Genomic DNA, 24,164 nt, shown 5'->3' with positions numbered 1-24,164 from the left:
TGCGTCGCGCTATGCGCACGACGCGAACAGCATGCCCAGCGTGCCGGCCGCGATCGCCACGCCGTACGGCAGCGTGCCGACCGATGCGATGTCGACGGGGCCGCCGGCGGCCTCGGCGCTCGCGCCCGGCGAGCGCCGCGCGAGCAACGCGCGCACGTTCGCCCACATCTGGCGCATCCGCCCGCGCAGCAGCGCGAAGGCGATGGCGCCGACCCCGCCGGCCAGGAAGGTGGCCAGCACGATGTAAAACGTCATTTCCGCGCCGACCCAGGCGCCGATCGCGAGCATCAGCTTCACGTCGCCGGCGGCCATGCCGCGCAACAGGTAGAACGGCAGCAGCATGCCGAAGCCGGTCGCGGCGCCGGCGAGCCAGCCGAGTGCACCGGCCACGACACCGTGCAGCAGGCACTGGGCAACCAGCGCGCCGGCCAGGCCGAGCAGGACGAGACGGTTCGGAATGCGACGGGTCGCGATGTCCGTGCTGGCCGCGGCGACCGCGAGCAGCGTCACGCACAACGGAACCGGGTACGGCGGCGCAACGGGGAGCATGGCGAACCTCGCAGTCGAAACGGTGGAATCCGTGGAATCAGTGGAATCGGCGGATCAGGAAACCATTGCCAGCGCGGTGGCCACGGCAGCCGTCACGGCCGTCGCGATCACCTCGTACGTATCGGCAAGCGAGCCTTTCAGCGTGACGACGCTGCCCAGCACCGCAACGGCGAACATCGCGCCGAGCAATGCATATTCGGTCGACGTCACCCCCTGCTCGTCGCTGATCCAGCGACGTACGACGCGCATCGTGGCTTGCATGATGGTCTCCGGTTCCGGGTCGATCAGATGACCGGGGACGGCTCGAGCGCTGCACCGGCCGAGCCGTCCGCGGCACGATCCATCAGATGGCTGCGACCGCCGAATCGAGGTCGTCCGCGATCGTGGTGAACACGGTCTTGAGGTCCTTGCCGACCGTCGTCAGCGCGGCGATGATGCCGATGGCGATCAGTGCGGCGATCAGGCCGTATTCGATGGCCGTCACACCGTCTTCGTCGCGGATGAAACGGCTGGCTTGTTGAATGAACTTGGACATGATGATCTCCTTGCGTAGTCACTTTCAGATCCCTCGCGTGCCGGCAGGATCGATTGATCCGGCATCGATACGTCGAGGCATGGTGTTAATGCCGTGTGGCGCCAACGAACGAATCGGACGAGCCGTTCGCCGCACCGTCCATCAAATCGCAGCAACGATCGAATCCAGATCGTCGGCGACCGTGCTGAATACGGTCTTCAGATCCGTACCGACCGTCGTCAACGCGGCGACGATGCCGATCGCGATCAGCGCGGCGATCAGGCCGTATTCAATGGCCGTCACGCCGCCCTGATCCTCGACGAGCCAGGCGATCTTCTCGATGATTCTTGACATGAGCACTCTCCTTTCGGACTGCTATGAAATACCCTTCGTCCGTCAGGACGTCGGGGGTGGGCACCACCGGCACTACTCGAAAAATCGGAACGCGTCGCTCAGCCGCGGGAGCGGGGATCGACACCCCTGCCCGTGCGAACGGGTATCAGTGAGGCAGTGAGCGAGAGAGGCGTGTACGGTGCGACCGGCCGGACGAACCGGACGATCGGATCGACCGGAACGGCACGACGGCCGTTCGACGCATGGAATCCAGTTGAACGGGAGACAAACTCCCGGAAAATCCGCAATGTGTCTTTAATGCGGTTTGCGATCCGCAATATGCCGTGGCCTTTCATTTTTTATTCCCCATATGCTGCCATGCCGATTTCTTATTGCCCTGACGATACCGGGTCTCTTGGGTCATTCGACGAAGTCTTGTCCGGTTGATCGACCTGGAGCCGCGTGTTCATCGTCGCGCTCCGGCCTTTCTTTCCGCAGGTGATTCCGAAGCGGATTCCGTCCGACTTTGCTGGAACCACCCGGTCGTCACCTCGTCGACTGCCGTGCCAACGCTTACGCAAAGAGCAGGCCACCCCGAACGAAATCCAGGCGTATCAAGCGTTCCAGCGATGCCGTTGCTCCCCGGCCCGAGGCCCGATGCGCGAAATGTTTCAAAATTGATCTATCCCGCCGGCGCCAGCATTGCACGCCTGAACGGCCGCAGCCGCCCTGCAGCAAGGGGCCAAATTTTTTTTCTCGGGACTTTCCCGAACACGTCAGGCCGCCCGGGCGCCGCGATATCGGCGGCGCGCAAGCCCGGTAAAAAATGCGGAATGTTTCAAGCCAGATACATGAAATCCGGTCGAGCCGTTTTCTCATACGTGAAAACGCGGTTTTCACGCGCATCGCTGAACAATTTAAATACCCGCCGCCCGTGTGCGGTTTGCATCGCGCGATTTTTTCTTCAACAATGAATTCACCGGACAACGCGATTTCAGCGCGATTCGATCCGCGGGCACGCCAACATGAAGACGGCTGTGAAAGACCACGCAGCCTTCACTACAGACGGGGAATCATGTACACAGCCAACCGTGAAATCCGCGGGCGTGCAATACGCCGCGTCCAATGGCTGACAGCCGATCGGATCGTTCCGTACAGCTGCATCATGCTGATGCTCTTCATCGCATTGCTGATCGTATGGGGAATCGTGACCGACGGCTTCACGTCGACCACCACGGTCCGCCCCGGCACCGACTTCTCCGTCTTCTGGACCGCATCGCATCTCGTGTTGCAAGGCCACGCCGCATCGGCCTACGACATTTCGTCATTCAAGCAGGCCGAGTTCGCGCACTTCGGTGCGTCTCTGCAGCACCAGCCGCTTCCCTGGCTCTATCCGCCGACGATGCTGCTGTTCATCGCGCCGCTTGCCCTTGTGCCTTTCCTGCCCGCGTATTTCCTCTTTTTGGCGGGCAGTCTTTTATGCTACGCGTTCGCCGTCTCGCGGTTGTCGGGATTGCGCGCGCATCTTCCCCACCCGCGCGCCGCCACGCTCGTCGTGGTCGCGTACTCGGGGGTGTGCCTGTCCGCGCTGTTCGGCCAGAACAGCGTCCTGACCGCCGGCCTCGCCGCGCTCGCGCTGCATCTGCTGGGCAAGCGCCCGGTCCTGGCCGGCGTGGTGATCGGGTTGCTTGCGATCAAGCCGCAACTCGCCGTCGTGTTCCCGTTCGTGCTGATCGCGGCGCGGGCATGGCGCACGTTCGCGGCGGCCGCGCTGAGCGCGATGCTGTTCGCGGCGGCCGGGATTGCACTGACCGGCCCCGGCGCGCTGCACGGTTTGAGCCAGGCCATGTCGACGGTACGCGACATGCATTTCATGCTCGCGTCGTACTGGTACGCGTCGCCGACGCCGTTCGCCGCGTTGCGGCTCGCCGGTGCGCCAGTAGCCGCCGCGCTGGCCGCGCAAGCGGCCGTCGCACTGCTCGCCATCGCCGCGGCTGTCGATGTATGGCGCCGTACGCCCGACATGCGCCTGCGCGGCGCGGCGCTGGCGGTCGCCACGCTGCTGACGACGCCCTATCTGTGGCATTACGAACTGACGTGGCTCGGCATCGCGATCTTCTGCCTGATCGCGCGCGGCCTCGACGAAGGCTGGCTGCCCGGCGACCAGGGCATCCTCGTGCTCGCATGGCTGCTGCCGGTCTTCGAGATGTTCAACCGGTTGACGAAGCTGCCTCAGATCGGGCCGGTCGTGTTGCTCGCGGTGCTGTTCGTCGTCGTGCGTCGCGCGGCCCTCGCGTCACGGAATACGCGATGAAAGCGCCTTCGTTCGCCCGCCACGCGCATGCCGCCGCCGCTGTGCATCCGGAACTCCCGATCGCGGGCCCGCGCCGCTATCCGCACTGGCTCAATCGCGAACGCGTGCGCCTTTATGCGGCCGCCGTGCTGATGGCGGAACTGCTGTTCATCGGCATCTACTCATTCCGCGTGTTTCTGTCGCACCCCGGCGCACCGGAACCGCTGTCGCCGGATTTCTCGCCGATCTGGAGCGCGGCGTGGCTCGCGGCGCACGGGCATGCGGCGGACGCATGGCATTTTCCCGCGCTGTTCGCGGTCCAGAAGCTCGCGATTCCGGCGATGAATCTCGCGGACGGCACAATGCCGTGGCTCTATCCGCCGTCCATGCTGCTGCTCGTGCTGCCGCTCGGCTGGCTGCCGTACACATTGGCGCTCGTGCTGTGGCTCGGGCTCACGTATGGGCTGTTCGCGGCGACGATCCGCGCGACCGTGCAGCGCGATGCCGCGTGGCTGTGCGCGCTCGCGTTCCCCGGCGCGTTCCTCACGGTGATCGTCGGGCAGACCAGCCTCTTCACCGCGTTGCTTGCCGGCGTCGGCCTGCTCGCGCTGAACCGCCGCCCTGTGTACGCCGGAATCTGCTTCGGTTTGCTGACGATGAAGCCGCAGCTCGCGGTGCTGTTCCCGCTCGCGCTGCTGTGCGCGGGTCAATGGCGCGCGCTGGCCGCTTGGGCCGCGACGCTCGCGTGCAGCGTCGCGCTCTCGACCCTCGCGTTCGGGTTCGGCCCGTGGCTCACGTTCGCGCATGTGATCGACAACGTCTACGCGATCGTCGGCGCTGGCCAGGCCACGCTCGTGCGCATGCCGTCGGTGTTCGCGCTCGCCACGCTGGCAGGCTGGCCCGCCTTCGTCGCGAACGGCCTTCAGCTGCTGTCGGTCGCGACCGCGGCCATCGCCGTCATCTATGCATGGCGCGGCGCCTGCTCATACGCGCTGCGCGCCGCGACCCTCGCCTGCGCCTGCCTGCTCGTCAGCCCCTACCTGTACGACTACGACCTGACCTGGTACGGCATCGTGATCGCGTGGTACGCGCGCTATGCGTGGACGCATGGCTGGCGGCGCTTCGATCGCGAATGGCTGCTGCTGCTGTGGCTGATGCCGCTCGCGGGCCTCGCGGTCGTGCCGCATCTGTCGTTCCAGTTCATGCCGCTCGTCACGCTGGCGTCGCTCGGTCTGCTCGTCAGCCGGATTGCCCGGGAACGACACGACGTGCCGTCGATGCCGGACACCCACGACAACGCGACCGAAACCGCGTTCACGCATCAGGCCCGAACGCACCACCGCCCGGCGTACGGAATGCGCCGCACCGGCCGACCGACCATCGGCGCGCATCGGTGAAACGACATCACAAGGGGAATCATCATGCGGGAACCACTCTATGCACCGCTCATCTCGCTGGTCGTGCCGTTCTATAACGAAGGCGAGGCCGTCGAGCACTTCTTCGACGTCGTGATGCCGCTGATGACGTCCATCGACGCGATCCGGTTCGAGATCGTCTGCGTGAACGACGGCAGCCGCGACGACACGCTCGACCGGCTGATCCGGATCAGCAGCGCCGAGCGGCGCGTGCGCGTGATCGATCTCACCCGCAACTTCGGCAAGGAAGCAGCGCTCACGGCCGGCCTCGACGAAGCGCTCGGCGACGCGGTGATCCCGCTCGACGCCGACCTGCAGGATCCGCCGAGCCTGATCCCCGTGATGATCGAGCACTGGCGCGACGGCGCGGAAGTCGTCGCGGCGAAGCGCAGCAACCGCGCGTGCGACTCGTTCGCGAAACGCACGGCGGCCGCGATCTACTATCGCGTGCACAACCTGCTGTCGGACGTGAAACTGCCGGAGAACGTCGGCGATTTCCGGCTGATGGACCGCAAGGTCGTGAACGCGCTGCGCAACCTGCCCGAGCGGCATCGCTTCATGAAGGGGCTGTTCGCGTGGGTCGGCTACCGCACCGTGATCGTCGAATACCAGCGCGACGCGCGCAGCGCCGGGCACTCGAAGTTCTCCGGCTGGAAGCTGTGGAATTTCGCGCTGGAAGGCATCACCAGCTTCAGCACCGTACCGCTGCGCAGCTGGACCTACATCGGCGTCGGCATCGCCACGCTCGCGTTCCTGTACGGCGCGTTCATCATCTTCCGCACGCTGCTGTTCGGCAATCCGGTGCTCGGCTACGCATCGCTGATCTCGGTCACGCTGTTCATCGGCGGGATCGAGCTCATCGGAATCGGTGTCGTCGGCGAATATGTCGGGCGGATCTACGACGAGTCGAAGCAACGGCCCGTCTACCTGATCCGCCGCCGCTACCAGGCGCACGGCAAGGTGATCGAACTCCCGGTCGCGCGCGATGCACGCCGCCAGATCGCCCGCCGGCGCGTGCAGCCGACCCGTACGCGGATCGGCGCACGCTGACCCGCGCCGCCGGCCATGATCGCCCTGCTCCATGCCGAGCGCACGCGGCTCGTGCGCTTCGGCGTGTCCGGACTCGGCTCGACCGCGATCCACACGCTGGTGGCTGCGGCGCTGTTCGCGCGGTTCGACGCGACGCTGGTGACGGCGAACGCGATCGCCTTCCTCTGCGCGACGGCCTTCTCGTATCTCGCGAATACGCTGTGGAGCTTCTCGTCGACGGTGGGCACGCGCAACGCGGTGCGCTTTCTCGCGGTCACGCTGGCCGGCTTCGTCGAAACGATGCTGCTCGCGCGTGCGGCCGAAGCGCTCGAAGGCTCTCGCGGAATGAGCATCGTCGCGATCGCGCTGCTGGTTCCGCCGACCACGTTCGCGCTGCACCGGCTGTGGACCTACCGGTAAGCGATCCTTCCCCGCCCGCCTTTGCCGGACATCATCGGCCATTCGATTAACAGATTCAATGTCGTTATATTTATGTAACGCATCGAGCCGATTGAAGCCGATTTTAAAATTACCGCCTGAAATAATATTAATACCCTGTTTACCTTTACAGCTTCCGGAATTAACCGAACGGGATAATCTGCATTCGCCATCTCGCCTGCACGTGCCTTGATCGGCACGAAGCCTTGCAGGACAAGGCGATGGCGGCCGCACGAAGAAATTCGCGCAACAATAAGTCCCATTCATTCAAACGGGAGCTTCTATGTCACGCGTCACTGATGTGCTCGTCTCTTTCGATACCGAAACCATTCTCAAAAAATATCCGAATCCCAGCAAGAACCCGGCCGCACCGACGCTGATCGATTGGCGCTATGTCTATATGGTGACCAACCAGGACAACGTCATCTCCGGGCAGGCGGGCGGCGAACTCGACCTGAAGGCGCAGGTCGGCGACCTGATCCGCTGGCGTGAAACGAGCCTGTCGCTGGGCTTCGAGAACCAGGTCGTGTTCTACAAGTTCGTCGGCAACGTCGGCAACGAACTGATCTCGACGCCGACGCCGCGCGTCGCGGAAGCGTCCATTCCGGTGCCGAACACCAGCAAGCCCGAGGTGCCGACCTGCCAGAAGGTCGCGAACTACTACTGGTCGTCGGAATGCCTGAAAGTCGGCCGCGTGACGTACCACTTCCAGTTCCAGATCATCGATCGCAACTGCCAGAGCCAGGGCTGCTTCTCCTGGGATCCGTTCATCTCGATCCATAACTGATCGCGGCAGGCGGGCGGCCGCGCGGCGGCTGCCCGCGTCATCCACTTGTTGCGGAGGAAGCGCTCATGTCTGGTCTTCGTTGCGATGTGCTGGTGATCGTCGACGCCGTCACGTTGCTGTCGGCCTACCCGGAGGCAAGCCGGGACCCGGCCGCGCCGACCGTGATCGACGGCCGGCACCTCTATGTGGTGAGCCCCGGCGACGCCGCGCAGCTCGGCCACAACGACAGCCGCCTCTTTACCGGCCTCTCGCCGGGCGACCAGCTGCGCCTGCGCGAAACCGCGCTGGCCTTGCGTGCCGAGGCAAGCGTGCTGTTCGTCCGGTTCACGTTGAAGGATGCGGGCATCGTCGCGCCGATCGAACCCGAAGTGCGCGACGCGGCCACGCCCGTGCCGAATGCCGACGACCTGCTGCATCCGCCCTGCCATCCGATGAAGGACCACTACTGGCGCAGCGACGTGCTGGCCGCGGGCGCCACCACGTGTACGGCCGATTTCGGCGTATACGACCGCGACGGCAACGTATCGGGCTATTTCCGCTGGGAAACGTCGATCGAGATCGCGGGGAGCCGGCCGGACACGAAGCAGCCCGGTTTCAAGCCGTCGTCGGATCGCAATGGCCACTTCACGCTGCCGCCGAATACGGCGTTCAAGGCGATCTTCTACGCGAATGCCGCCGACCGGCAGGACCTGAAACTCTTCGTCGATGACGCGCCGGAACCGGCCGCATCGTTCGTCGGCAACAGCGAGGACGGCGTCAGGATGTTCACGCTGAACTCGAAAGGCGGCAAGATCCGGATCGACGCGTCGGCCAACGGCAGGCCATCCGCGACCGATGCGCGCCTCGCGCCGCTGTCCGCGGGCGACTCCGTCTGGCTCGGCTGGCTGGGCGCCGAGGACGGCGCCGATGCCGACTACAACGACGGCATCGTGATCCTGCAGTGGCCGATCACGTGAGCGTCGCGGCAATCGGCACGCGGGCGGTTCAGGTACGCGGCAGCCCCGGCGGATTGGTCTGCGACCGCTCGATCGCTTCGGCGTCGAGGCTCCAGCGGCCGAGCACCTTCCGGTAGCTGCCGTTCGCGATCAGCGCATTGATCGCGACCGTCAGCGGATCGGCGAGGCCGCTGCCCTTGCGCGTCGTGATCGCGATGTCCGCGGTGCGCGGCCAGCCGCCGCTCACCGTGCCGATCAGCTTCGCATCGCCGCGCAGCGACGCCTGGTACGCGAGCATCGAATTCACGCTGAAGATCGTGTCGACGCGCCCCGACTGCAGCGCGACCCAGCGCTCGGCCGCGTCCGCGTAATACTGGATCTCGACCGGCGCGAGGCCGCGCGCGACGTTTTGCCGGTTCCACTCGAGCAGGATCTTTTCCTGGTTCGTGCCCGAATCGGTCACGACGCGCAACCCTGCAACATCTTTCGGCTCGCGGATCGCGGCGATCCGGCTGCCGTTCTTCACGTAGAAGCCGAGCTGATCCTTCCGGTAGGTCGAGAAGTCGAATTTCTCCTTGCGCTGTTCGGTCACCGTCACGTTCGAGATCACCGCGTCGACCTTGCCGGACTGCAGCGCGAGTGGCCAGTCGGCCCACGACAGCGGCACGAGCTTCAGCTTGCGGCCGATGCTGTCCGCGACGAGCTGCGCGAGATCGGGATCGAAGCCGACCACCGTTCGCGCATCGGTCGCATAGGTGCTGAGCGGCGGCAGGTTCGGCGCGATGCCGATCGTCAGCGTGTTCGCCTCGGCAAAGCGGAAGCCGGCGGGCAACGCCTGCTCGACCGCCGGGTTCACGGTGCCGCGCTGGCGGCCGGGCTGCTCGGGGCTCAGGTCGAATGTCGCGGCCTGCGCGGCCGCGCAGCCGCCGATCAGGACGGCGGCCAGCACGCGAACGACGCGCACGACGGGAAATGCTGTTCTTTTCATATATTCTGGATTCCTTTATTTTTTGATGACGCGTGCGCGGAACGCGGGCGGGGCCGAACGATGTTCACCGTCCGTCGCCGCCTGGCGTTCGCGGCCCGCTCAGGCGGGCGTCGCCTCGAGTTCGGCCGCGGCCGCGCGTTGCGTCACCGGCTGGGCGACCGGCGACGGGCGGGTTGCCTGCGACTCGCCCGCATACAGCGCCTTCGGATCGAACACGCGCGCCTGCAGCGGCGTGAACGCGCGGAAGTTCCACAGGCTGCGCGCGACGAACACGCGCTGCACCCAGCGGAATGCCCGGTCGTTCTCGTCGTATTGCGGATCGAAACGGTCGCGCGAATGCAGCGTGAAATGATTGTTGATCAGCACCAGCTTGCCCGGTTGAATCTGCACGCCGAACGACACCTCGCGCACCGCGCGATACAGGTTGGCCAGCGCCTCCTGCGCGCGCGTGTTGACCGCCAGCACCATGTCCGGATAGAACGCGACCGTCACGCGCGGCGCCTCGAGCGGCCCCGACAGCACCGCGCTCAGGTCGGTGTTGTCGCGCGGCGTCGGCGCCGCCCCGCGCCACCGGTACGGCACGCGGATGATGTAGTGCTCGCCGTAGAGTTGCGCGATATCGTCCGGCGACAGCAGCTGCAGCGCGCGACGCGCATCGGCGAGCCGCGTGTACGGGCCGCCGCCGGCTTCGCTGCGCACGCCGAGCAGCAGCAACGCGAACGGCGACGTATCGCCTTCCGGCATGTGCGCTTGCGCGGCGTTCTCGATATGGAAATCGAGCTCGACCTCGGAGCCCAGGCCCGTATAGTCGCGCGCGGTCGCCTTGTGCGGCGTGAGGTTGTTCACGAGCTCGCGGCCTTCGTGCGCAATCGAATACGGCTCGCCGGCCAGCGTGCTCAACGCGACCAGCACGTTCTCGCTCAACACGCCGGCCTTGAACGAGCGGCCGGTTTCCTCGAACCGCGGGCTGCCCTTTACGTCGTCGTCGATCGGCAGGTTGTCGATCTCGATCGAGCCGTGCGCATCGGCGGTGGGCGCCTTCGCGCGATCGAACGCGTCGACGACCCGGTCGGGAAACGCGGTGTAGGCAAGCTTGCGCACCGCGCTGATGTAGCCCGCGCCGCCCGCCGGATCATAGGGCAGTGCGCCGAGCGTCGTCCGGATGTGACCGGATTCCGCTGCCGTCAAAACGATGCGTTCATCTGCGAGATAGGTCATAGGTCTCTCGTATAAAGATCGGGGGTCGATAAGCGGTAGGGCACTACCGCCGCGCGTGGCCGTCCTCGGGGCCCGGCGCTCGACAAGACTAGGAGACCGTCATTGCATTTCGAAATGATATTAATTCGATTGCAAACAAAAATTTTAGATATAAGTTCAGCAACGCGGCGAGCGGCGGGCCGCGTCGTTCGTACCGTCGCTTAACACGAATGGTTGTTAAATAATCGCCGGTTATTATTTGTATTCGCTAACGAGTCGATGCTAGTTTTCTGTCGGATTCGACGATGCGCCGGCCGTCGATCGGCAGCCGGCGCCCTTCCTCCGCCCACGGAAATCCGTTAGATGAACCGATTCCCTCTGCTGCGCAGTACGCCCGGAAACGACGCGCCGTTGGCTGCGTGCCGCCCCACCCGCCACGCGGCGCGGAGGCCCCGATGAGCGATCGCGCGCCGGCACTCGAGCCCACGCTAGCCGCCGGTGCGCCGCCGCATCGCACGTCGCTGCGCGCGATCTTCCCGACCGTCGCGGCCGCGAGCCTCGGCTTCGCGATCGTCCAGCTCGACGTGACCGTCGTCAACGTCGCGATTCCGAGCCTCGGCCATTCATTCGGATCGAGCGTCCACGGGCTGCAGTGGATCGTCGATGCGTACACGCTGTCGTTCGCCGCGCTGCTGCTGACGTCCGGCACGCTGGCCGACCGCTTCGGCAGCCGCCGGCTGTTCGCGTACGGCCTCGCGCTGTTCCTGCTGGCATCGCTCGGCTGCGCGCTCGCGCCGTCGCTGGCCGCGCTGATCGCCGCGCGCGTCGCGCAAGGCGTGGGCGCCGCGATGATCCTGCCGACGTCGCTCGCGCTCATCACGCACGCGTGCGCGAACGATGCCGCCGCCCGTGTGCGGGCCGTCGCGTGGTGGAGCGCGACGGGCGGCGCGATCAGCGCGGCCGGGCCGACGCTCGGCGGCCTGCTGATCGATTCGCTCGGCTGGCGCGCGATCTTCTTCATCAATCTGCCGATCTGTGCAGGCGGCCTGTGGCTCACGCTGCGCCATGTGCGTGATTCGGCCGCCGCGCGCACGCGGCTGTTCGATCCGGCCGGCCAGATCGTCGCGGTGCTCGTGCTCGCGCTGCTGACGGGCGGGATCATCCGGGCCGGCGCGCAGGGGGTTCGCGATCCGTATGCGGCCGGTGCGCTGGCCGCGTCGGTCGTGCTCGGCGCGCTGTTCGTCGCGATCGAGCGGCGCGTGGCCGCGCCGATGCTGCAGCTCGCCTTCTTCCGGATCGCGCGCGTGCCGGGCGTGCTCGCGATCGGCGCGATCACGAATGCCGCGTTCTACGGGCTGATCTTCTCGCTGAGCCTCTATTTCCAGAACGCGCGCGGCTTCACCGCGACCGGGTCGGGGCTCGCGCTCGCGCCGCTCACGATCATCATGCTCGCCAACATCGCGAGCGCGCGTCTCGCCGTCCGCCATGGCTTCCGCGCGACCGTCATCGTCGGCCTCGCCGTGTCGTTCGCGGGCTACGTGTGGCTGTGGCAAACGCTCGGCGCGCACACGCCGTATGCGCTGCTGGCGCCCGGGCTCGCGGCGATGGCGATCGGCGGCGGCATCGCGATTCCCGCGCTGACGTCGACGATGCTCGGCAGCGTCGAGGCCGGCCGCTCGGCCACCGCGTCGGCGATCCTCAATACCGCGCGCCAGGTGGGCGCAGCCGTCGGCGTCGCGGCGCTCGGCGCACTGGTCGCGGGCCAGGGCGCGGCGATCGTGGCCGGCGCGGCGCGCGGGTTCGCGGTCGCGGCCGTGCTCGTCGCCCTCAGCATCGTGCTGGCCGCGCGCTGGCCCGGCGATGCGCCCGATAGCGGCCCGCGGGCGTGAGCCCGTGCCGTCGGCCCTCCTTCAACCGATCCCACAGCCCAGCGAGGAATCCATGCCGCATCGTTTCATCGATACCGTCCTGATCGTCGACGGCGCGTCGACCGCCGCCTATCTGGCGCCCGCGTTCCGCGCCTACGGCATCCGTTGCGCGCACGTGATCAGCGACCCCGATCTGCCGGAGATCTACCGGAACCAGTTCGTCCCGTCCGACTATATCCGCCAGGTCCAGCATCACGGCGACGTCGACGCGACGCTCGCGCAGTTGAGCGACCTGCGGATCGGCGCGGTGCTGCACGGCCTCGACGCGGCGCTCGAACTGGCCGACACGCTCGCCGAGCGGCTCGACGTGCCGACGCGCAATCCGCTCGCGACGTCGGCCGCGCGGCGCGACAAGTACGCGATGAACGAGCGGATTCGCCAGGCCGGCCTGCGTGCCCCGGCCCATTTCCACAGCACGTCGGTCGACGCCGCCCTCGAATGGGCACGCGCATACGGCAAGCTGCCGCTCGTGGTGAAGCCGGCGCGCAGCGCGGGCGTGACCGGCGTGAAGATCTGCCGGACGCTCGACCAGGTCGAGGCCGCCGCGCGCGACGTGCTGGCCACCCGTTCGCTGTACAACCAGCCGAACGACGACATCGTGATCCAGAGCTATTCGGAGGGGCAGGAATACATCGTCGATTCGGTGTCGTTCGAAGGCCGCCACCGGGTGGTCAGCCTGTGGGAAGTGCACCGCGACCGCACGCATGCACCGCGGCTCGACAAGATGCTGGTGCTGAATCACGCCGATCCGCGCTACGCGCCGCTGCTCGACTACGCGGCCGCCGTGCTCGACGCGCTGGACGTGCGTTTCGGGCCGACCCATCTCGAACTGTTCGATACGGCCGACGGCCCGACGATCGTCGAGCTGAACGCGCGGCTGCACGGCAGCCTCGATCCGCGGCTGACGAGCGCGGTCAGCGGCGAGAATCACGTGTCGGCCGCCGTGGAAGCGGTGCTGCATCCGGAGCGGCTGTTCGGTGACGTCGCCGCGCCGACGGATTTTCGCGGTTACTGCGGGCACGTGCTGCTGCTGTCGTCGCGCAACGGCGTGCTGCGGCAGGACTTCACGTGGCAGGCGATCCAGGCGCTGCCCTCATTCGTCGGGCTCAAGCAATGGGCGAAGGTGGGCGACACGCTGCGCGTGACCACCGATCTGCAGACGGCGCTCGGCACCGTCGGCCTGTACAGCCCGACGTTCGAGCGGCTACTGGAGGATTGCCGGCGGATTCGCGAGATCGAGGCTGAATTCTTCGCGGATGAACGGGTGATTGCGCCGGCGTAGCGCGATCGGCGCCGCGCGCGCGGCGCGGGGCGCCGGGGTGCGCTCCGCTAGCGCCCGAGCAGCGCCCCCGCCTGCCGCCCCAGCACCGCACGCAATGTCTCGAACTCGGGCAGCTCGGGCGCTGCTTCGGACGTGACGAGATAGGTCGTCACACTGTCGAGATCATCGAACGAATGCGCCCGCAGTTCCTTGCGCGCCACGTGCTCGGTCGTGATCCGCTTCGGCAGGATCGCTATGCCCATGCCCGCCGCCACGCAGCCGAGGATCGCGCCGAACGTGCCGAACGACGCCACCGACTCGATCGCGATACCGCGCGCCTTCAGCCAGTGCTCCGCGACCGCGCGATACGGGCAGCCGTCGTGAAACGCGAGCAGCCGCACCGTATTGTCGGCCAGCACCTGCCGCCGCGTGGCCGTGGTCGCGCTCACCAGCACCATCTCTTCGGCGAACGCCGGCTCGTAGCGCAACCCGGGCCGGACGACCGCGCGCGCGGTGAGCGCGGCGTCGATCCGGCCGCGCAGCAGTGCGTCGGCCAGATCCGGTTCGCTGCCGATCTGCACCGCGAGGCCGAGCGCCGGGTCGCGCGCCTTCAACGCGGCGGCGAGCGCCGGCAGCCGCGTGGCCGCCGTGCTTTCCATCGAGCCGAGCCGGAAGCTGCGCGCGACCGGTGCTTCGCGCACCACCTGCGTCGCTTCGTCGACGAGGCGCAGGATGCGATCGCAATACGGAATCAGCCGGCGCCCGGCGTCGTTCAGCACCAGCCGCTTGCCGTGCCGGTCGAACAGCGGCGCGTCGAGCGACGCTTCGAGCAGGCGCAGCCGCGCGGTGACGTTCGACTGCGTGCAGCCGAGCCGTTCGGCCGCGCGCAGCGCACTGCCTTCCTGAACGACGGCCCGGAAGGTTTCGAGCAGAGGGATGTTCATATCACTTTCTCTTGTTACTGATCGCGGTAATATCATTTTACTTCGCCAAAAATACGGATTAGCCTTGCGGATACCCGGTGCCCGACGGCCCGCTCCCGAGGAATCCGCATGCCCTTCTCCGCCTGCCCAGGTCGTCCGACCGTCCGCCGTCGCTCCGAGGCTTGCCCGTGCGCACGCTGATCGCCGCGCTGGTGCGGCGCGGCCCGACCGTGCTCGCGTGCGGTGTCGGCCTCGGGCTGCTGGTGCCGCCGCTCGCGGCTCTCGCGCGGCCGCTGATGCCCGTCACCGTGTTCCTGTTCGTGCTCGGCACGCTGTTGCGCGTCGAGCCCAGCGCGGTGCGCGCGGTCGCGCGGCGGCCGGCCGTGTCGCTGCTGCTGCCCGCCGCGACGATGATCGCGTGCCCGGTCGCGCTCGGCATCGCCGCGCGGCTCGCCGGCATGCCGTACGACTGGGTCGTCGCGCTGGTGATCGCGTACTGCGCGCCGCCGTCGAGCGGCACGTCGACGATCGCGCGGATGCTGTCGCTCGACGCCAGCGTCGCGCTCGTCGCGACCCTCGCGTCGATGGTGTTCGTGCCGCTCACCGCGCCGCTGCTGACGGCCTGGTTCAGCCACGATGCGGCCGTGTCGATTTCACCTTTGACGCTCGCGTTACGGCTCGCGCTGCTGATCGGCAGCGCGGAGGGCGTCGCGCTGCTCGTGCGGCGCTTCGCCGGCTCACGGCTCGACCGCTATGCGACGCCGATCGATGCGACCGTCGTCGCCGCGCTGCTGGTGTTCGCGCTCGGCACGATGGCCGGCATGCAGCAATCGATCATCGACGCGCCGCACCGCGCGCTGACCGCGATCGCCCTCGCGTTCGCCGTCAACGCGGGCTTCCAGGTCATCGCGTACGGGCTCACGCCCGGCGACGTCCGCACGCGGCTCAATGTCGCGCTGATCGTCGCCAATCGCAACGTCGGCCTGATGTGGGCCGCGCTCGGGCTCGCCGCGACGCCCACCATGGCGCTCGTGTTCACCTGCGCGCAGTTGCCGATCTACACGCTGCCGCGCGTCGTCCAGCATCTGCTGCCGCGCCTCGAAGCGCAGCGCCTGCGCCGCCGTGTGCGCTAGCCGGCACGCGATGCCGTTCCCCTCTTCCGCCTTCGATCAAGGATCCAGCATGAAGCGACTCATCGTGATCGGCGCCCGCGCCACCGGCAGCAGCCTCGCGCTCGTACGCGGCGCCCTTGCGCGGCAAGCGGCCGTGACCGTGATCACCGCCCCCGGGCACCGTCTCGACGGCGTCTTTCCGGCGGGCGTCGAGACGATCAACCTCGAGCCCGATGCCGGCCAGCTCGCCGGCTGGCTGCGCACGCGCTATCCGGACGAGCTCGACACGCTGCGCGTGACGACCGCGCACGACACCTACGCGCGCACCGCCGCGTGGGTCGCCGATGCGCTCGGCCTGCCCGGCCCCGATGCGCGCCACGTCGCGCATGCGGTGTCGAAGTCGAACCAGAAGGCGCTGCTCGCCGCGCACGGCATCCCGGCCGCCCACTTCGTCACGGGCACGCTGGCCGCGCCGGCGGCGCTCGCGGCCGCGGCCGACCCGCTGCGTTTCCCGGTCGTCGTCAAGCCGTCGGAAGGCTCGGCGAGCGACGGCGTGCGGCGCTGCGAGAGCATCGCCGAGGTCCGTGTGCAGCTCGACGCCCTCGCCGCCGGGCAAGCCGACGCGCACGCGCGCGCGACCGAGCGCGTCGTGATCGAGGAATTCCTGAGCGGCAGCGAATACTGCGTCGAGTATTTCGACGGCCGGTACGTCGGCGCGCTGCGCAAGCTGAAACGGCATGGGGCCGGCTTTGTCGAGCGCGGCTATACGTCCGAACTCGACCTCGACGCGGGCACGCTGCGCGCACTGATCGACGTCGGGTCGCGCGCCACGGCGGCCGCCGGGCTGACCTGGGGGCCCGTGCACCTGGACTGCATCGTGCACGACGGCGTGCCGCACGTGATCGAACTGAATCCGCGCATCGCGGGCAGCTTCATCTGCGACATCGTGCGCGACGGCTATGGCTTCAACGTGGTCGAAGCGTTGCTCGACAAGCTCGCCGGACGCCCGGTGGAGATTCCCGATCTGTTCGAACCGCATGCGTATGCGCGCGCCGAATTCCTGCTCGACAGCGATCCCCGCGCCTGGCGTTTCGCGCAGGCGGGTGAGATTCACGACGGCACGGTCACGATCAGTTATGGGCCGCAGGTGCTGCCCGATCGCGAGCGGCGCGCGTTTCTTTATGTGCGGGTGGCGCTGCCGGTCGCGCACGGTGTGGAGGGTGCGCCCGCGCATTCCGGTTCGTCGGCCCACGGGCATCCCGTCGGGCAGCCCACCGTTTCCGGCCAGGCGTAAGACGATCGACTGGATGCCGTCCCGGCCTCGGCCGCAAGCCGCCGTGCCGCGTGGCTTCGGTCAGGCACCGTCACAAACGACGCCCCAGTAGCTGCCCCGGCCACCCTTCCACGTCGAAGGGTGCAATTCGCTCATAGCCGCACGACTCGTAGAAACGCACCAGCGCGCCGGTCCCGCCGCCATAGCAGTCCACCCGCAAGCGCGCCACTCCGGCCGCGCGGGCACGCTCGTCCGCGAAGGCCATCAGGCGCCGGCCGACACCCCGCGCCCGCGCATCGCGCGACGCCACCAGCACGCGCACGTAGATTTCCGGCTCGGTCGCGGGCGGCACGTAGGGCATGGACTCGCCGAGGATCAAGGCGCCGAGGACGCGGCCGTCCTGATCCTCTGCGACCCACGCGTCGGGCAGCGCGCAGGCGTCGGTCACGAGTGCGATCCGCCGGGGTTGCGTCGACCAGGGCTCGCGGCCCCATTGCCCGTCGTTGCCGATGGAGACGAACCACGCAATCACGTCGTCGAAGATCGCCAGCACGGCCGGGGCATCAAGTGCGCTGGCACGACGGATCGTCACCTTGTCCACGCCTGTCGACGTCACGTTCAACACTCCTTCGCCAGCGTCATCAGCCGGCGTGCAATGGGATGTCACGCCGGGCTGCCCAGCGACACACGATGGTAGCCCGACGATCAAGCCTGCTACGGTACTGACATTCCACCCGATTGATCAAGGTGTGGCGGCCCGCGATTCGACATGACGGGTTGTTTTCGTGAAAAACCCGGGAGATCGGCGCAAGGCGGAGCGGGGGCGATCGACCTTCGCATGCATGGACGTGGCCGCCCCCTACCAACGAGCCGCTCCGCTGCAGGCGAATCAGCACGGCAAACGTGGTTCGAGGCGTAGCAAGGAAGCCGAAAGATCGTGCTGCAGCGCATTGCCCACGGCGCGCCCCCGATTTGGCGCAACGACCCGCCGCCTGCTCCGCCCCGGATCGCAGCGGATCGATTCCCGCGCGAATGTCGCCGTTCACGGCAAAAATATACAATCGACGCGATGCATCGCAGGTATGAAGCGCCAGCCGCCCACTCTCGCTCGCCACCATGAACGCACCCGCTGATTCCACCTCTTCCGCCCCGTCGGTACTCGGCGTCTATCGTCAACTGGCGGAGCCGTCCGCCGGGCAATGGATCGTCAGCCGCTCCGAACGCGCGCACCTGTACCGCATCCAGCATCACCGGCCTGACGGCAGCACCTCGGTCGATACGGTCGTCGATGCGGACAACCTCGATGCGAAGCTGCACAAATGGATCCAGGAAGGTTTCGTCCGGCGTGAAGCCGGCGATCGCGCGGCGCCCGCTCATCGCGGCACGTTCATGCAGGCGCTGCGAAGCGCGCACGCGGCGCGACCGGCTGCAACCGGCGACGCGGCGCACGTCGCGCAGGTGGGCGGCGTGCCGATGCCGCGCGGCCCGGGCGGGCCGCTCGTGCCGCCGCTGAACCCGGCCTACCTGTTCACCGCGCGCGTGACGAACGTGCTGGAAGACATCGTCGAGAACCGCCGCATCCTGCTGATCGGCCACACCGGCACGGGCAAGACGAGCCTCATCGAGCAGGCCGCCGCGCTGGCCGGCCATGGCGTGCTGCGCTCGAACATGAACGGGCAGACGACGGTCGGCGACTTCGTCGGGTTCTGGACCGTCAAGGGCGGCGAAACGATCTGGGTCGACGGCGTGCTGCCGACCGCGATGCGTGAAGGGCTGTGGCTGATCGTCGACGAGATCGACTTCGCGGAACCGGCGATCCTCGCGGTGCTGACCGCCGTGCTCGAACCGGCCGGCCGCTTGTTGTTGAAGGAGAAGGGCAACGAGATCGTCGTCCCGCATCCGTCGTTCCGGCTGTTCGCGACCGCCAATGCGGTGGGCGCGATGGGGCAGTTCCGCCATCTGTACCAGGGCGCCAACGTGATGAACGAGGCGTTTCTCGACCGCTGGCGCGTCTACCGCCTCGACTACCTGCCGCCGCCCGACGAGGCGCGCGTGCTGCAGCGCACGTTCGGGCCGGCCATGACCGCGGCGATGGCCGACACGCTCGCGGCCATCGCGGCCGACTGCCGCGCCGCGTTCGTCCGCGAGGATCTGGCCAGCGCGTTCTCGACGCGGCGCCTGATCGACTGGGCCGAGCTGATGCTGCGCACCGGCGATCCCGAATCGGCCGCCGGCCCGACGATCTATGCGAAGGTCGGCGCGGAAGACGCCGACCTGATCCGCAGCATCATTCGCCACTACATCGACGTCGAGGCCTGACGCGATGGACCGGGACGACGACGCGCGGTCGCTCCACCTGACCCGGCTGGCCCGCACGCTCGCGCAACGGCACGGCATCGAGGTGCGGTTCGCGCGCCACGGGTCCAGCGCGCAGCGCGACCTGCTGGTGCTGCCCGACACGCTGCTTGCCGGCGACGACGACGTCGACGACGATGCGATCACCGGCCTCGTCGACCTCTACGCGGCGCGCGTCCGTTTCAGTGCGATCGATGACCTTGCCGCCCTGGCGTCGCCCGTGGTGCGGGCCATCGCGCAGGCGATCGACGACCGGCGCGCGGCCAGCCGCCTCGCTGCGCTCTATCCCGGCGCGATGACGTTTCTGCGGCGGATGCGCGCGGCGACGGCCGCCGACACCCTCCATCGGTGGCCTCGCATGGCGTGGCGCGACAAGCTGGTGTGGCGCATCGAACGTGCGCTGTGGGACGAACCGCCGCCTCCAATCGAGCGCGTGCCGTCGCTCGACGCGACGATGGCCGCAGCGGGCGATCTCGTCGACGCAGCGCGCGCAGCCACATCGACCGCCGACAGTATCCGCGCCGCGCACCGGATCGTCGAACGCGTGCGTGCGCTGGCGTCGGCCGGTGCGAACAACATGATGTTCACGGCCGATCCGGGCAGCACGATCGACAGCGACAGCATCGCCGCCGAATTCGAGTCGGACGGACAGCACGCGCCGGACGACTCCCGTGCGCCCGTTTCCGCCGAATCGGGCGCCGGGGCGATCGCCGACACGGCATCGTCCGCCGAAGCACCGACGCCGGGCGACGCGATGCCGCCCCGCACGATCCGCCTGTCCGCGGACAACCGGCCGCTGCTGTCGGTCCCGCTGACCACCGCGTTCGACACGGTGACGGACTTCACCGGCAACGGCGAACCGGCGCGCTGGCACCGCCTGCGAAGCGCGGCCCGCGCGCAGACCGAGCCGCTCAAGCGACGGCTCGAACGGGCATTGAAAGTAGACGAGCAGACGCGCTGGAAACGCGAACAGGAACGCGGCGAGCTCGACCGGATGTCGCTCGCCCGCCTCGTCACGTCGCCCGGCTATCGCACGCCATTCCGCGTCCTGCGCGCCGCACCCGGGCGCGACGCGGCCGTCAGCCTGCTGATCGATTGCAGCGGGTCGATGGCCGGCAGGAAGATCGAACTCGCCAGGCTGTGCGCGGCAGCGCTGTGCGATGCGCTGACGCAGCTCGGCTTCGCATGCGAAGTGCTCGGCTACAGCTCCGTCGAGGACGCGGCGATGCGCGCGCACTACCAGCGCTGGATCGACGCCGGCCGCGACACCTTCGGCTACAACCGGTTCGTCGAACGGCTCGACCTGCGCGTCTACAAGCGGTTCGATTCCGACAACCCGAGCGGCCTCGCGTGCATCGAATGCGGCCACGAGAATCCCGACGGCGAGGCGTTGAGCTGGGCCGCCGGGCGGCTGCTGGCGAAGCGGGCGCGGCGGCGAATCCTGATGGTGCTGTCGGACGGCTATCCGGCCACCGGCGACGGCAACCCGGCGATCCTGCGCACCGACCTGCATGCCCGCGTCGATGCGCTGCGCGAGCGGCACGTCGAGCTGATCGGTGTCGGGATACTCGACGATGCGGTGGAAACCTTCTATCCGGTCAGCAGCGTGGTCGAGCATCTGCACGAGTTGCCGGGCGCGGCGTTCAGTGTATTGAGCGATACACTGCTGGATCGGCGCTAGCCTCGCGCGCGACAGGGTCGAAGCACACTTCAATTCGCCGGCGCGTCACATCGGACGGTTAGCATCGCCGATGGCCGACTCGAATCGCCGCGATGACGCAGGATCCCGCGTTCCGTGGCATTCGACCGGCCGACCGGTTTCGATGTGCACGCGGCCGGCAGCACGATCCTTGCTCCGCGCCTCCTTTCGATTGTCAACGCGACGGCGGAGTCGGCCGCATCTTCCTGCCACGGTCGGCCGCCGGCACGAAACTGCACATGCCCAGGAAAAAAGCCAGCCTCTGGTTGCGGCCCCTCGAACTGCTCTCCGTCGCCGCCGGCACGCGCCCGACGAAGCGCACGAGCAAGCCGCGGCCGGCCGCCAAGCGGGCGGTCAAGCCGGTCGCCCGGCCGGCCGCCACCGTGCGCCCCGCCGGACGCACCGGCACCGTGCATCCGGCCCGAGTGCCGGCCGCTACGTGAATCATCTTGCCTACGCGTTGTATCTCCCCGCCGCACCGGCGACGACAGCCGGCATACCGGTCGTCGTCATGCTGCACGGCTGCAAGCAGAGTGCCGAATCGTTTGCCGCGGGCACGCGCATGTGCCGTCTCGCCGAGCGCTCGGGGTTCGCCGTGCTGTTTCCCGAACAGGCCAAGACCGCGCACGCGCACCGCTGCTGGCACTGGCATGGCGACGCGACGGAGTCGGAAGCCGCGGCCGTCACGTCGCTGGTCGACGCCATCGTGCGACAGCACGGCTTCGACCGCGACCGGATCTACCTGGCCGGCATGTCCGCCGGAGCCGGGCTCGCCGCCGCACTGGCCATCCGGCATCCCGACCGCTTCGCGGCCGTCGGCCTGCACTCCGGCCCGGCCATCGCCCCGCCGTCGTCGACGTTGGCGGCGATGAACCTGATGCGTCGCGGCCTGCGCGACGATCCGATACGCGCGGTCGATGCGTGCGCTGATATCGCGTCCTATCCCGGCATGCCGGCCCTCGTCATGCACGGCGCACTCGATACGGTCGTGACCGACCGGAACGCGACGCAGCTCGGCATCGCGTTCGCGCGGCTCAACCGGCTCGTCGACGAGCACGGCGCGATGCGGGTGGGCGAGCAACGCACCTATGCGCGCGACGATGCCGACTATGTCGACTACCTGAAGGCCGGGCGTCTCGTCGTCAGGGTCTGCATCGTCCGCCGGCTGCCGCATGCGTGGAGCGGCGGCGACCCGCGCGAGCCGTTTCATTCCGCCACGGGGCCGGACGCCACCGCGATGTTCTGGCATTTCTTTCGTCGCCAACGCCGCAAGCGGCTGCGATGACGTGCGACAACCGCGCCGGCCCGTGGCACGCAACGCCGTCATGCGATCACGCCCGGTGCGCCAGCTCCGCCGTGTTCGCGCGATCGCCGGCGCGCCGGATCGGTATCCGGACGCAGAACGTCGTGCCCCGCCCGGGCTCGCTCGTCACGTCGATGGTGCCGCGATGGCGCTTGACGATGCCGTGCGACACCGACAAGCCCAGCCCCGTGCCCTGCCCGACCGGCTTCGTCGTGAAGAACGGATCGAAGATTCGCCGGACGACGTCGGGCGTCATCCCCGTCCCGGTGTCGCTGATCGCGATCGACACCTGCTCGCCGTCGCTCGACGTGCGGATCGTGATCACGCCGCGCTCGGGAATCGCGTGCGCCGCGTTCACCAGCAGGTTCATGAACACCTGGTTCAACTGCGACGGCAGGCATTCGACCTGCGGCACCTCGCCGTAATCGCGCACGATGTCGGCCTTGTACTTGAGTTCGTTGTGGACGACGTTGAGCGTGCTTTCCAGGCCCGCGCGGAGATCGACCACGCTCCACTCGTCGCTGGCCGGACGCGAGAAATCGCGCAGGTCCTGCACGATGCGCCGCACGCGCAACGCGCCGTCGATCGATTCGTCGATCAGCGTCCCGATCTCGCCGCGCACGTAGTCGAGGTCCGCCGCGCGGCCCGTCGCCGCCAGCGCGTCGCGCGCGGCCGGGTCGAGCTGCGGCAGCGCGGCCTCATGTGCGGCGATCACGTCGAGCAGGCTGTGCACCCACGTCTTCAACGTGTTGAGGTTCGCACTGACGAAGCCGATCGGATTGTTGATCTCGTGCGCGACACCGGCCGCGAGCTGACCGATCGACGCGAGCTTTTCCGACTGCAGCAGTTGCACATGGGTTTCCTCGAGCGCGTGCAGCAGGCGCCGCTGCTCGTCCTTCTCCTGTTCGAGCCGCGCCTGCGCGGCCTTGCGTTCGTCGATCTCGGTCGCCATGTTCTCGCGCGTGCGCTGCAGCATCGCCGTCGTCTGCTCGTAGCGATGCAGCGCGCGCTCCAGTTCGACGGTGCGCAAGCGCACGAGCCGCTCGAGCGTATCGGTCATCCCGCGCAAAAAGGTTGTGCGCGCATCGAAGCGGGTCAGCAACAGCGTGACGACCAGGGTTCCCGTCGTGAACAGCGTGACCGTCGTCGCGAGCCACGGCGTGTCGACCCCGTTCGCGGCCCCGCACCGCGCGTCCGGCGCGAAATGCGCGGCCGCCATCGCCGTGTAGTGCATGCCGGTGATGCCGACACCCATGATGAAAGCCGCACCGACCCGCTGGGCGGTCGCATGGCGTGCCTGCTGCGCGCGCAACGCCTGTGCGATCCACAACGCGGCAGTCGACGCGATCACCGCGATGCCGATCGACGCGGCGAATAGCGCGGCATCGTAGCGGATGCCCGGCTCCATGCGCATCGCGGCCATCCCCGTGTAATGCATGCCGGCGATCCCGGCGCCCATCAGTACGCCGCCCACGAGCAGCCGCCGCCAGCCTAGCCGTGCGCGCGTGACGACCGTCAGCGCGAAGTACGACACGAGCACGGCAATCGCCAGCGACGCGCCTGTATCCGGCCATGCGTAGCCGAGCGGAATCGGCAGCGAAAACGCGAGCATGCCGACGAAATGCATCGACCAGATGCCGGTGCCCATGGCCATCGCGCCGCCGCCCAGCCACGCACGCTTGAGCTTCGGGTTGTCGAGCAGCGCAATGAAGGCGGCCAGGTCGAGTGTCGTATAGGAGGCCAGCGTCGCGATCGCGAGCGACAGCAGGACGAGCGGGAGATGGTAGGTGCCGTGCATGATCGAGCGCCCGGATCGAGGTGAGTGCGTTGCC

General features: G+C 68.0%; 21 protein-coding genes and 1 pseudogene. 13 read left to right on the top strand and 9 right to left on the bottom strand.

From position 1 onward, the window contains the following. Positions 1–9: 9 nt before the first annotated feature. The 4 genes from LGM89_RS26565 to LGM89_RS26550 all read right to left on the bottom strand — a co-directional run bounded on the left by LGM89_RS26565 (position 10) and on the right by LGM89_RS26550 (position 1,417). On the bottom strand, positions 10–549 hold the full coding sequence (locus LGM89_RS26565; RefSeq protein WP_089498741.1) for a prepilin peptidase: 540 nt from the start codon (positions 547–549) through the stop codon (positions 10–12). A 54-nt stretch (positions 550–603) separates the two neighbouring features. Further along, on the bottom strand, positions 604–810 hold the full coding sequence (locus LGM89_RS26560; RefSeq protein ID WP_089429729.1) for a Flp family type IVb pilin: 207 nt from the start codon (positions 808–810) through the stop codon (positions 604–606). 82 nt (positions 811–892) lie between these two features. Then, positions 893–1,084, bottom strand: a complete 192-nt coding sequence (locus LGM89_RS26555; protein WP_089476198.1) for a Flp family type IVb pilin — start codon at positions 1,082–1,084, stop codon at positions 893–895. A gap of 141 nt (positions 1,085–1,225) precedes the next feature. After that, complete coding sequence (locus LGM89_RS26550) at positions 1,226–1,417, bottom strand: Flp family type IVb pilin (protein ID WP_039355485.1); 192 nt, start codon at positions 1,415–1,417, stop codon at positions 1,226–1,228. A gap of 1,054 nt (positions 1,418–2,471) precedes the next feature. On the opposite strand from LGM89_RS26550, the gene LGM89_RS26545 reads away from it, so the two are divergent. The 6 genes from LGM89_RS26545 (at position 2,472) to LGM89_RS26520 (ending at position 8,314) form a co-directional block, all read left to right on the top strand. Next, positions 2,472–3,710 carry a glycosyltransferase family 87 protein gene (locus LGM89_RS26545; RefSeq protein ID WP_226274528.1) on the top strand — a complete coding sequence of 413 codons (1,239 nt, stop codon included), beginning with the start codon at positions 2,472–2,474 and terminating at the stop codon, positions 3,708–3,710. Continuing rightward, entirely contained in the window at positions 3,707–5,086 is a 1,380-nt protein-coding gene (locus tag LGM89_RS26540) for a glycosyltransferase family 87 protein (RefSeq protein WP_226274453.1), read from the top strand. The genes LGM89_RS26545 and LGM89_RS26540 overlap by 4 nt, the downstream gene beginning before the upstream one ends. A 24-nt stretch (positions 5,087–5,110) precedes the next feature. Beyond that, a complete protein-coding gene (locus tag LGM89_RS26535; protein ID WP_226204825.1) occupies positions 5,111–6,154 on the top strand; it encodes a glycosyltransferase family 2 protein in 1,044 nt (347 codons plus the stop codon). A gap of 15 nt (positions 6,155–6,169) precedes the next feature. Beyond that, positions 6,170–6,553, top strand: coding sequence for a GtrA family protein (locus LGM89_RS26530; RefSeq protein ID WP_089498745.1), 384 nt, complete (start codon positions 6,170–6,172; stop codon positions 6,551–6,553). 301 nt (positions 6,554–6,854) lie between these two features. Further along, positions 6,855–7,358, top strand: a complete 504-nt coding sequence (locus tag LGM89_RS26525) for an inclusion body family protein (protein ID WP_011349899.1) — start codon at positions 6,855–6,857, stop codon at positions 7,356–7,358. A gap of 65 nt (positions 7,359–7,423) precedes the next feature. After that, the gene (locus tag LGM89_RS26520; protein ID WP_226274452.1) at positions 7,424–8,314 is read left to right on the top strand and encodes an AidA/PixA family protein; all 891 of its coding nucleotides are present in this window, start codon (positions 7,424–7,426) and stop codon (positions 8,312–8,314) included. 28 nt (positions 8,315–8,342) lie between these two features. Here the strand turns inward: LGM89_RS26520 and LGM89_RS26515 are convergent, their stop codons facing one another. Beyond that, a complete protein-coding gene (locus tag LGM89_RS26515; RefSeq protein ID WP_089498747.1) occupies positions 8,343–9,281 on the bottom strand; it encodes an ABC transporter substrate-binding protein in 939 nt (312 codons plus the stop codon). A gap of 99 nt (positions 9,282–9,380) precedes the next feature. Beyond that, positions 9,381–10,499, bottom strand: coding sequence for a TauD/TfdA family dioxygenase (locus LGM89_RS26510; protein ID WP_089498748.1), 1,119 nt, complete (start codon positions 10,497–10,499; stop codon positions 9,381–9,383). Between the two features lie 434 nt (positions 10,500–10,933). On the opposite strand from LGM89_RS26510, the gene LGM89_RS26505 reads away from it, so the two are divergent. Both LGM89_RS26505 and LGM89_RS26500 read left to right on the top strand, forming a co-directional pair. Continuing rightward, positions 10,934–12,367, top strand: coding sequence for an MFS transporter (locus LGM89_RS26505; RefSeq protein WP_226274451.1), 1,434 nt, complete (start codon positions 10,934–10,936; stop codon positions 12,365–12,367). A 52-nt stretch (positions 12,368–12,419) separates the two neighbouring features. Beyond that, positions 12,420–13,688: an ATP-grasp domain-containing protein gene (locus LGM89_RS26500; RefSeq protein WP_226204835.1), complete on the top strand. Its 1,269-nt coding sequence runs from the start codon at positions 12,420–12,422 to the stop codon at positions 13,686–13,688. A 47-nt stretch (positions 13,689–13,735) separates the two neighbouring features. On the opposite strand, the gene LGM89_RS26495 is transcribed toward LGM89_RS26500, so the two are convergent. Continuing rightward, the gene (locus LGM89_RS26495) at positions 13,736–14,611 is read right to left on the bottom strand and encodes a LysR family transcriptional regulator (protein ID WP_226274450.1); all 876 of its coding nucleotides are present in this window, start codon (positions 14,609–14,611) and stop codon (positions 13,736–13,738) included. Positions 14,612–14,778: 167 nt separating this feature from the next. Here LGM89_RS26495 and LGM89_RS26490 point away from each other — a divergent pair, with 167 nt between their 5' ends. Next, positions 14,779–15,723: a hypothetical protein gene (locus LGM89_RS26490; protein ID WP_226274449.1), complete on the top strand. Its 945-nt coding sequence runs from the start codon at positions 14,779–14,781 to the stop codon at positions 15,721–15,723. 49 nt (positions 15,724–15,772) lie between these two features. Next, positions 15,773–16,996: an ATP-grasp domain-containing protein gene (locus tag LGM89_RS26485; protein ID WP_226274448.1), complete on the top strand. Its 1,224-nt coding sequence runs from the start codon at positions 15,773–15,775 to the stop codon at positions 16,994–16,996. A 70-nt stretch (positions 16,997–17,066) separates the two neighbouring features. Here the strand turns inward: LGM89_RS26485 and LGM89_RS26480 are convergent, their stop codons facing one another. Beyond that, positions 17,067–17,591 (bottom strand): GNAT family N-acetyltransferase, encoded by a 525-nt coding sequence (locus LGM89_RS26480; protein ID WP_226274447.1) that lies wholly within the window; start codon positions 17,589–17,591, stop codon positions 17,067–17,069. A 500-nt stretch (positions 17,592–18,091) separates the two neighbouring features. Here LGM89_RS26480 and LGM89_RS26475 point away from each other — a divergent pair, with 500 nt between their 5' ends. The 3 genes and pseudogenes from LGM89_RS26475 (at position 18,092) to LGM89_RS26465 (ending at position 22,314) form a co-directional block, all read left to right on the top strand. After that, on the top strand, positions 18,092–19,294 hold the full coding sequence (locus LGM89_RS26475; protein ID WP_226274446.1) for an ATP-binding protein: 1,203 nt from the start codon (positions 18,092–18,094) through the stop codon (positions 19,292–19,294). Positions 19,295–19,298: 4 nt separating this feature from the next. Next, positions 19,299–21,011 carry a cobaltochelatase CobT-related protein gene (locus LGM89_RS26470; RefSeq protein WP_226274445.1) on the top strand — a complete coding sequence of 571 codons (1,713 nt, stop codon included), beginning with the start codon at positions 19,299–19,301 and terminating at the stop codon, positions 21,009–21,011. A gap of 257 nt (positions 21,012–21,268) precedes the next feature. Then, positions 21,269–22,314 (top strand): annotated as a pseudogene (locus tag LGM89_RS26465) (alpha/beta fold hydrolase). 46 nt (positions 22,315–22,360) lie between these two features. On the opposite strand, the gene LGM89_RS26460 reads toward LGM89_RS26465, so the two are convergent. Beyond that, a complete protein-coding gene (locus LGM89_RS26460; protein WP_226204849.1) occupies positions 22,361–24,130 on the bottom strand; it encodes a histidine kinase in 1,770 nt (589 codons plus the stop codon). Positions 24,131–24,164 lie beyond the last annotated feature (34 nt).

It is taken from the genome of Burkholderia sp. AU31624, from assembly GCF_020420065.1.
Classification (GTDB): Bacteria; Pseudomonadota; Gammaproteobacteria; order Burkholderiales; family Burkholderiaceae; genus Burkholderia.
This window is presented reverse-complemented; position numbering and strand designations above follow the sequence as displayed.

What these genes read in the sequence shown, in the direction of transcription:
- LGM89_RS26565 (WP_089498741.1), bottom strand. Translation starts at nt 549, where the DNA reads ATGCTCCCCGTTGCGCCGCCGTACCCGGTTCCGTTGTGCGTGACGCTG.
- LGM89_RS26560 (WP_089429729.1), bottom strand. Translation starts at nt 810, where the DNA reads ATGCAAGCCACGATGCGCGTCGTACGTCGCTGGATCAGCGACGAGCAG.
- LGM89_RS26555 (WP_089476198.1), bottom strand. Translation starts at nt 1,084, where the DNA reads ATGTCCAAGTTCATTCAACAAGCCAGCCGTTTCATCCGCGACGAAGAC.
- LGM89_RS26550 (WP_039355485.1), bottom strand. Translation starts at nt 1,417, where the DNA reads ATGTCAAGAATCATCGAGAAGATCGCCTGGCTCGTCGAGGATCAGGGC.
- LGM89_RS26545 (WP_226274528.1), top strand. Translation starts at nt 2,472, where the DNA reads ATGTACACAGCCAACCGTGAAATCCGCGGGCGTGCAATACGCCGCGTC.
- LGM89_RS26540 (WP_226274453.1), top strand. Translation starts at nt 3,707, where the DNA reads ATGAAAGCGCCTTCGTTCGCCCGCCACGCGCATGCCGCCGCCGCTGTG.
- LGM89_RS26535 (WP_226204825.1), top strand. Translation starts at nt 5,111, where the DNA reads ATGCGGGAACCACTCTATGCACCGCTCATCTCGCTGGTCGTGCCGTTC.
- LGM89_RS26530 (WP_089498745.1), top strand. Translation starts at nt 6,170, where the DNA reads ATGATCGCCCTGCTCCATGCCGAGCGCACGCGGCTCGTGCGCTTCGGC.
- LGM89_RS26525 (WP_011349899.1), top strand. Translation starts at nt 6,855, where the DNA reads ATGTCACGCGTCACTGATGTGCTCGTCTCTTTCGATACCGAAACCATT.
- LGM89_RS26520 (WP_226274452.1), top strand. Translation starts at nt 7,424, where the DNA reads ATGTCTGGTCTTCGTTGCGATGTGCTGGTGATCGTCGACGCCGTCACG.
- LGM89_RS26515 (WP_089498747.1), bottom strand. Translation starts at nt 9,281, where the DNA reads ATGAAAAGAACAGCATTTCCCGTCGTGCGCGTCGTTCGCGTGCTGGCC.
- LGM89_RS26510 (WP_089498748.1), bottom strand. Translation starts at nt 10,499, where the DNA reads ATGACCTATCTCGCAGATGAACGCATCGTTTTGACGGCAGCGGAATCC.
- LGM89_RS26505 (WP_226274451.1), top strand. Translation starts at nt 10,934, where the DNA reads ATGAGCGATCGCGCGCCGGCACTCGAGCCCACGCTAGCCGCCGGTGCG.
- LGM89_RS26500 (WP_226204835.1), top strand. Translation starts at nt 12,420, where the DNA reads ATGCCGCATCGTTTCATCGATACCGTCCTGATCGTCGACGGCGCGTCG.
- LGM89_RS26495 (WP_226274450.1), bottom strand. Translation starts at nt 14,611, where the DNA reads ATGAACATCCCTCTGCTCGAAACCTTCCGGGCCGTCGTTCAGGAAGGC.
- LGM89_RS26485 (WP_226274448.1), top strand. Translation starts at nt 15,773, where the DNA reads ATGAAGCGACTCATCGTGATCGGCGCCCGCGCCACCGGCAGCAGCCTC.
- LGM89_RS26475 (WP_226274446.1), top strand. Translation starts at nt 18,092, where the DNA reads ATGAACGCACCCGCTGATTCCACCTCTTCCGCCCCGTCGGTACTCGGC.
- LGM89_RS26470 (WP_226274445.1), top strand. Translation starts at nt 19,299, where the DNA reads ATGGACCGGGACGACGACGCGCGGTCGCTCCACCTGACCCGGCTGGCC.
- LGM89_RS26460 (WP_226204849.1), bottom strand. Translation starts at nt 24,130, where the DNA reads ATGCACGGCACCTACCATCTCCCGCTCGTCCTGCTGTCGCTCGCGATC.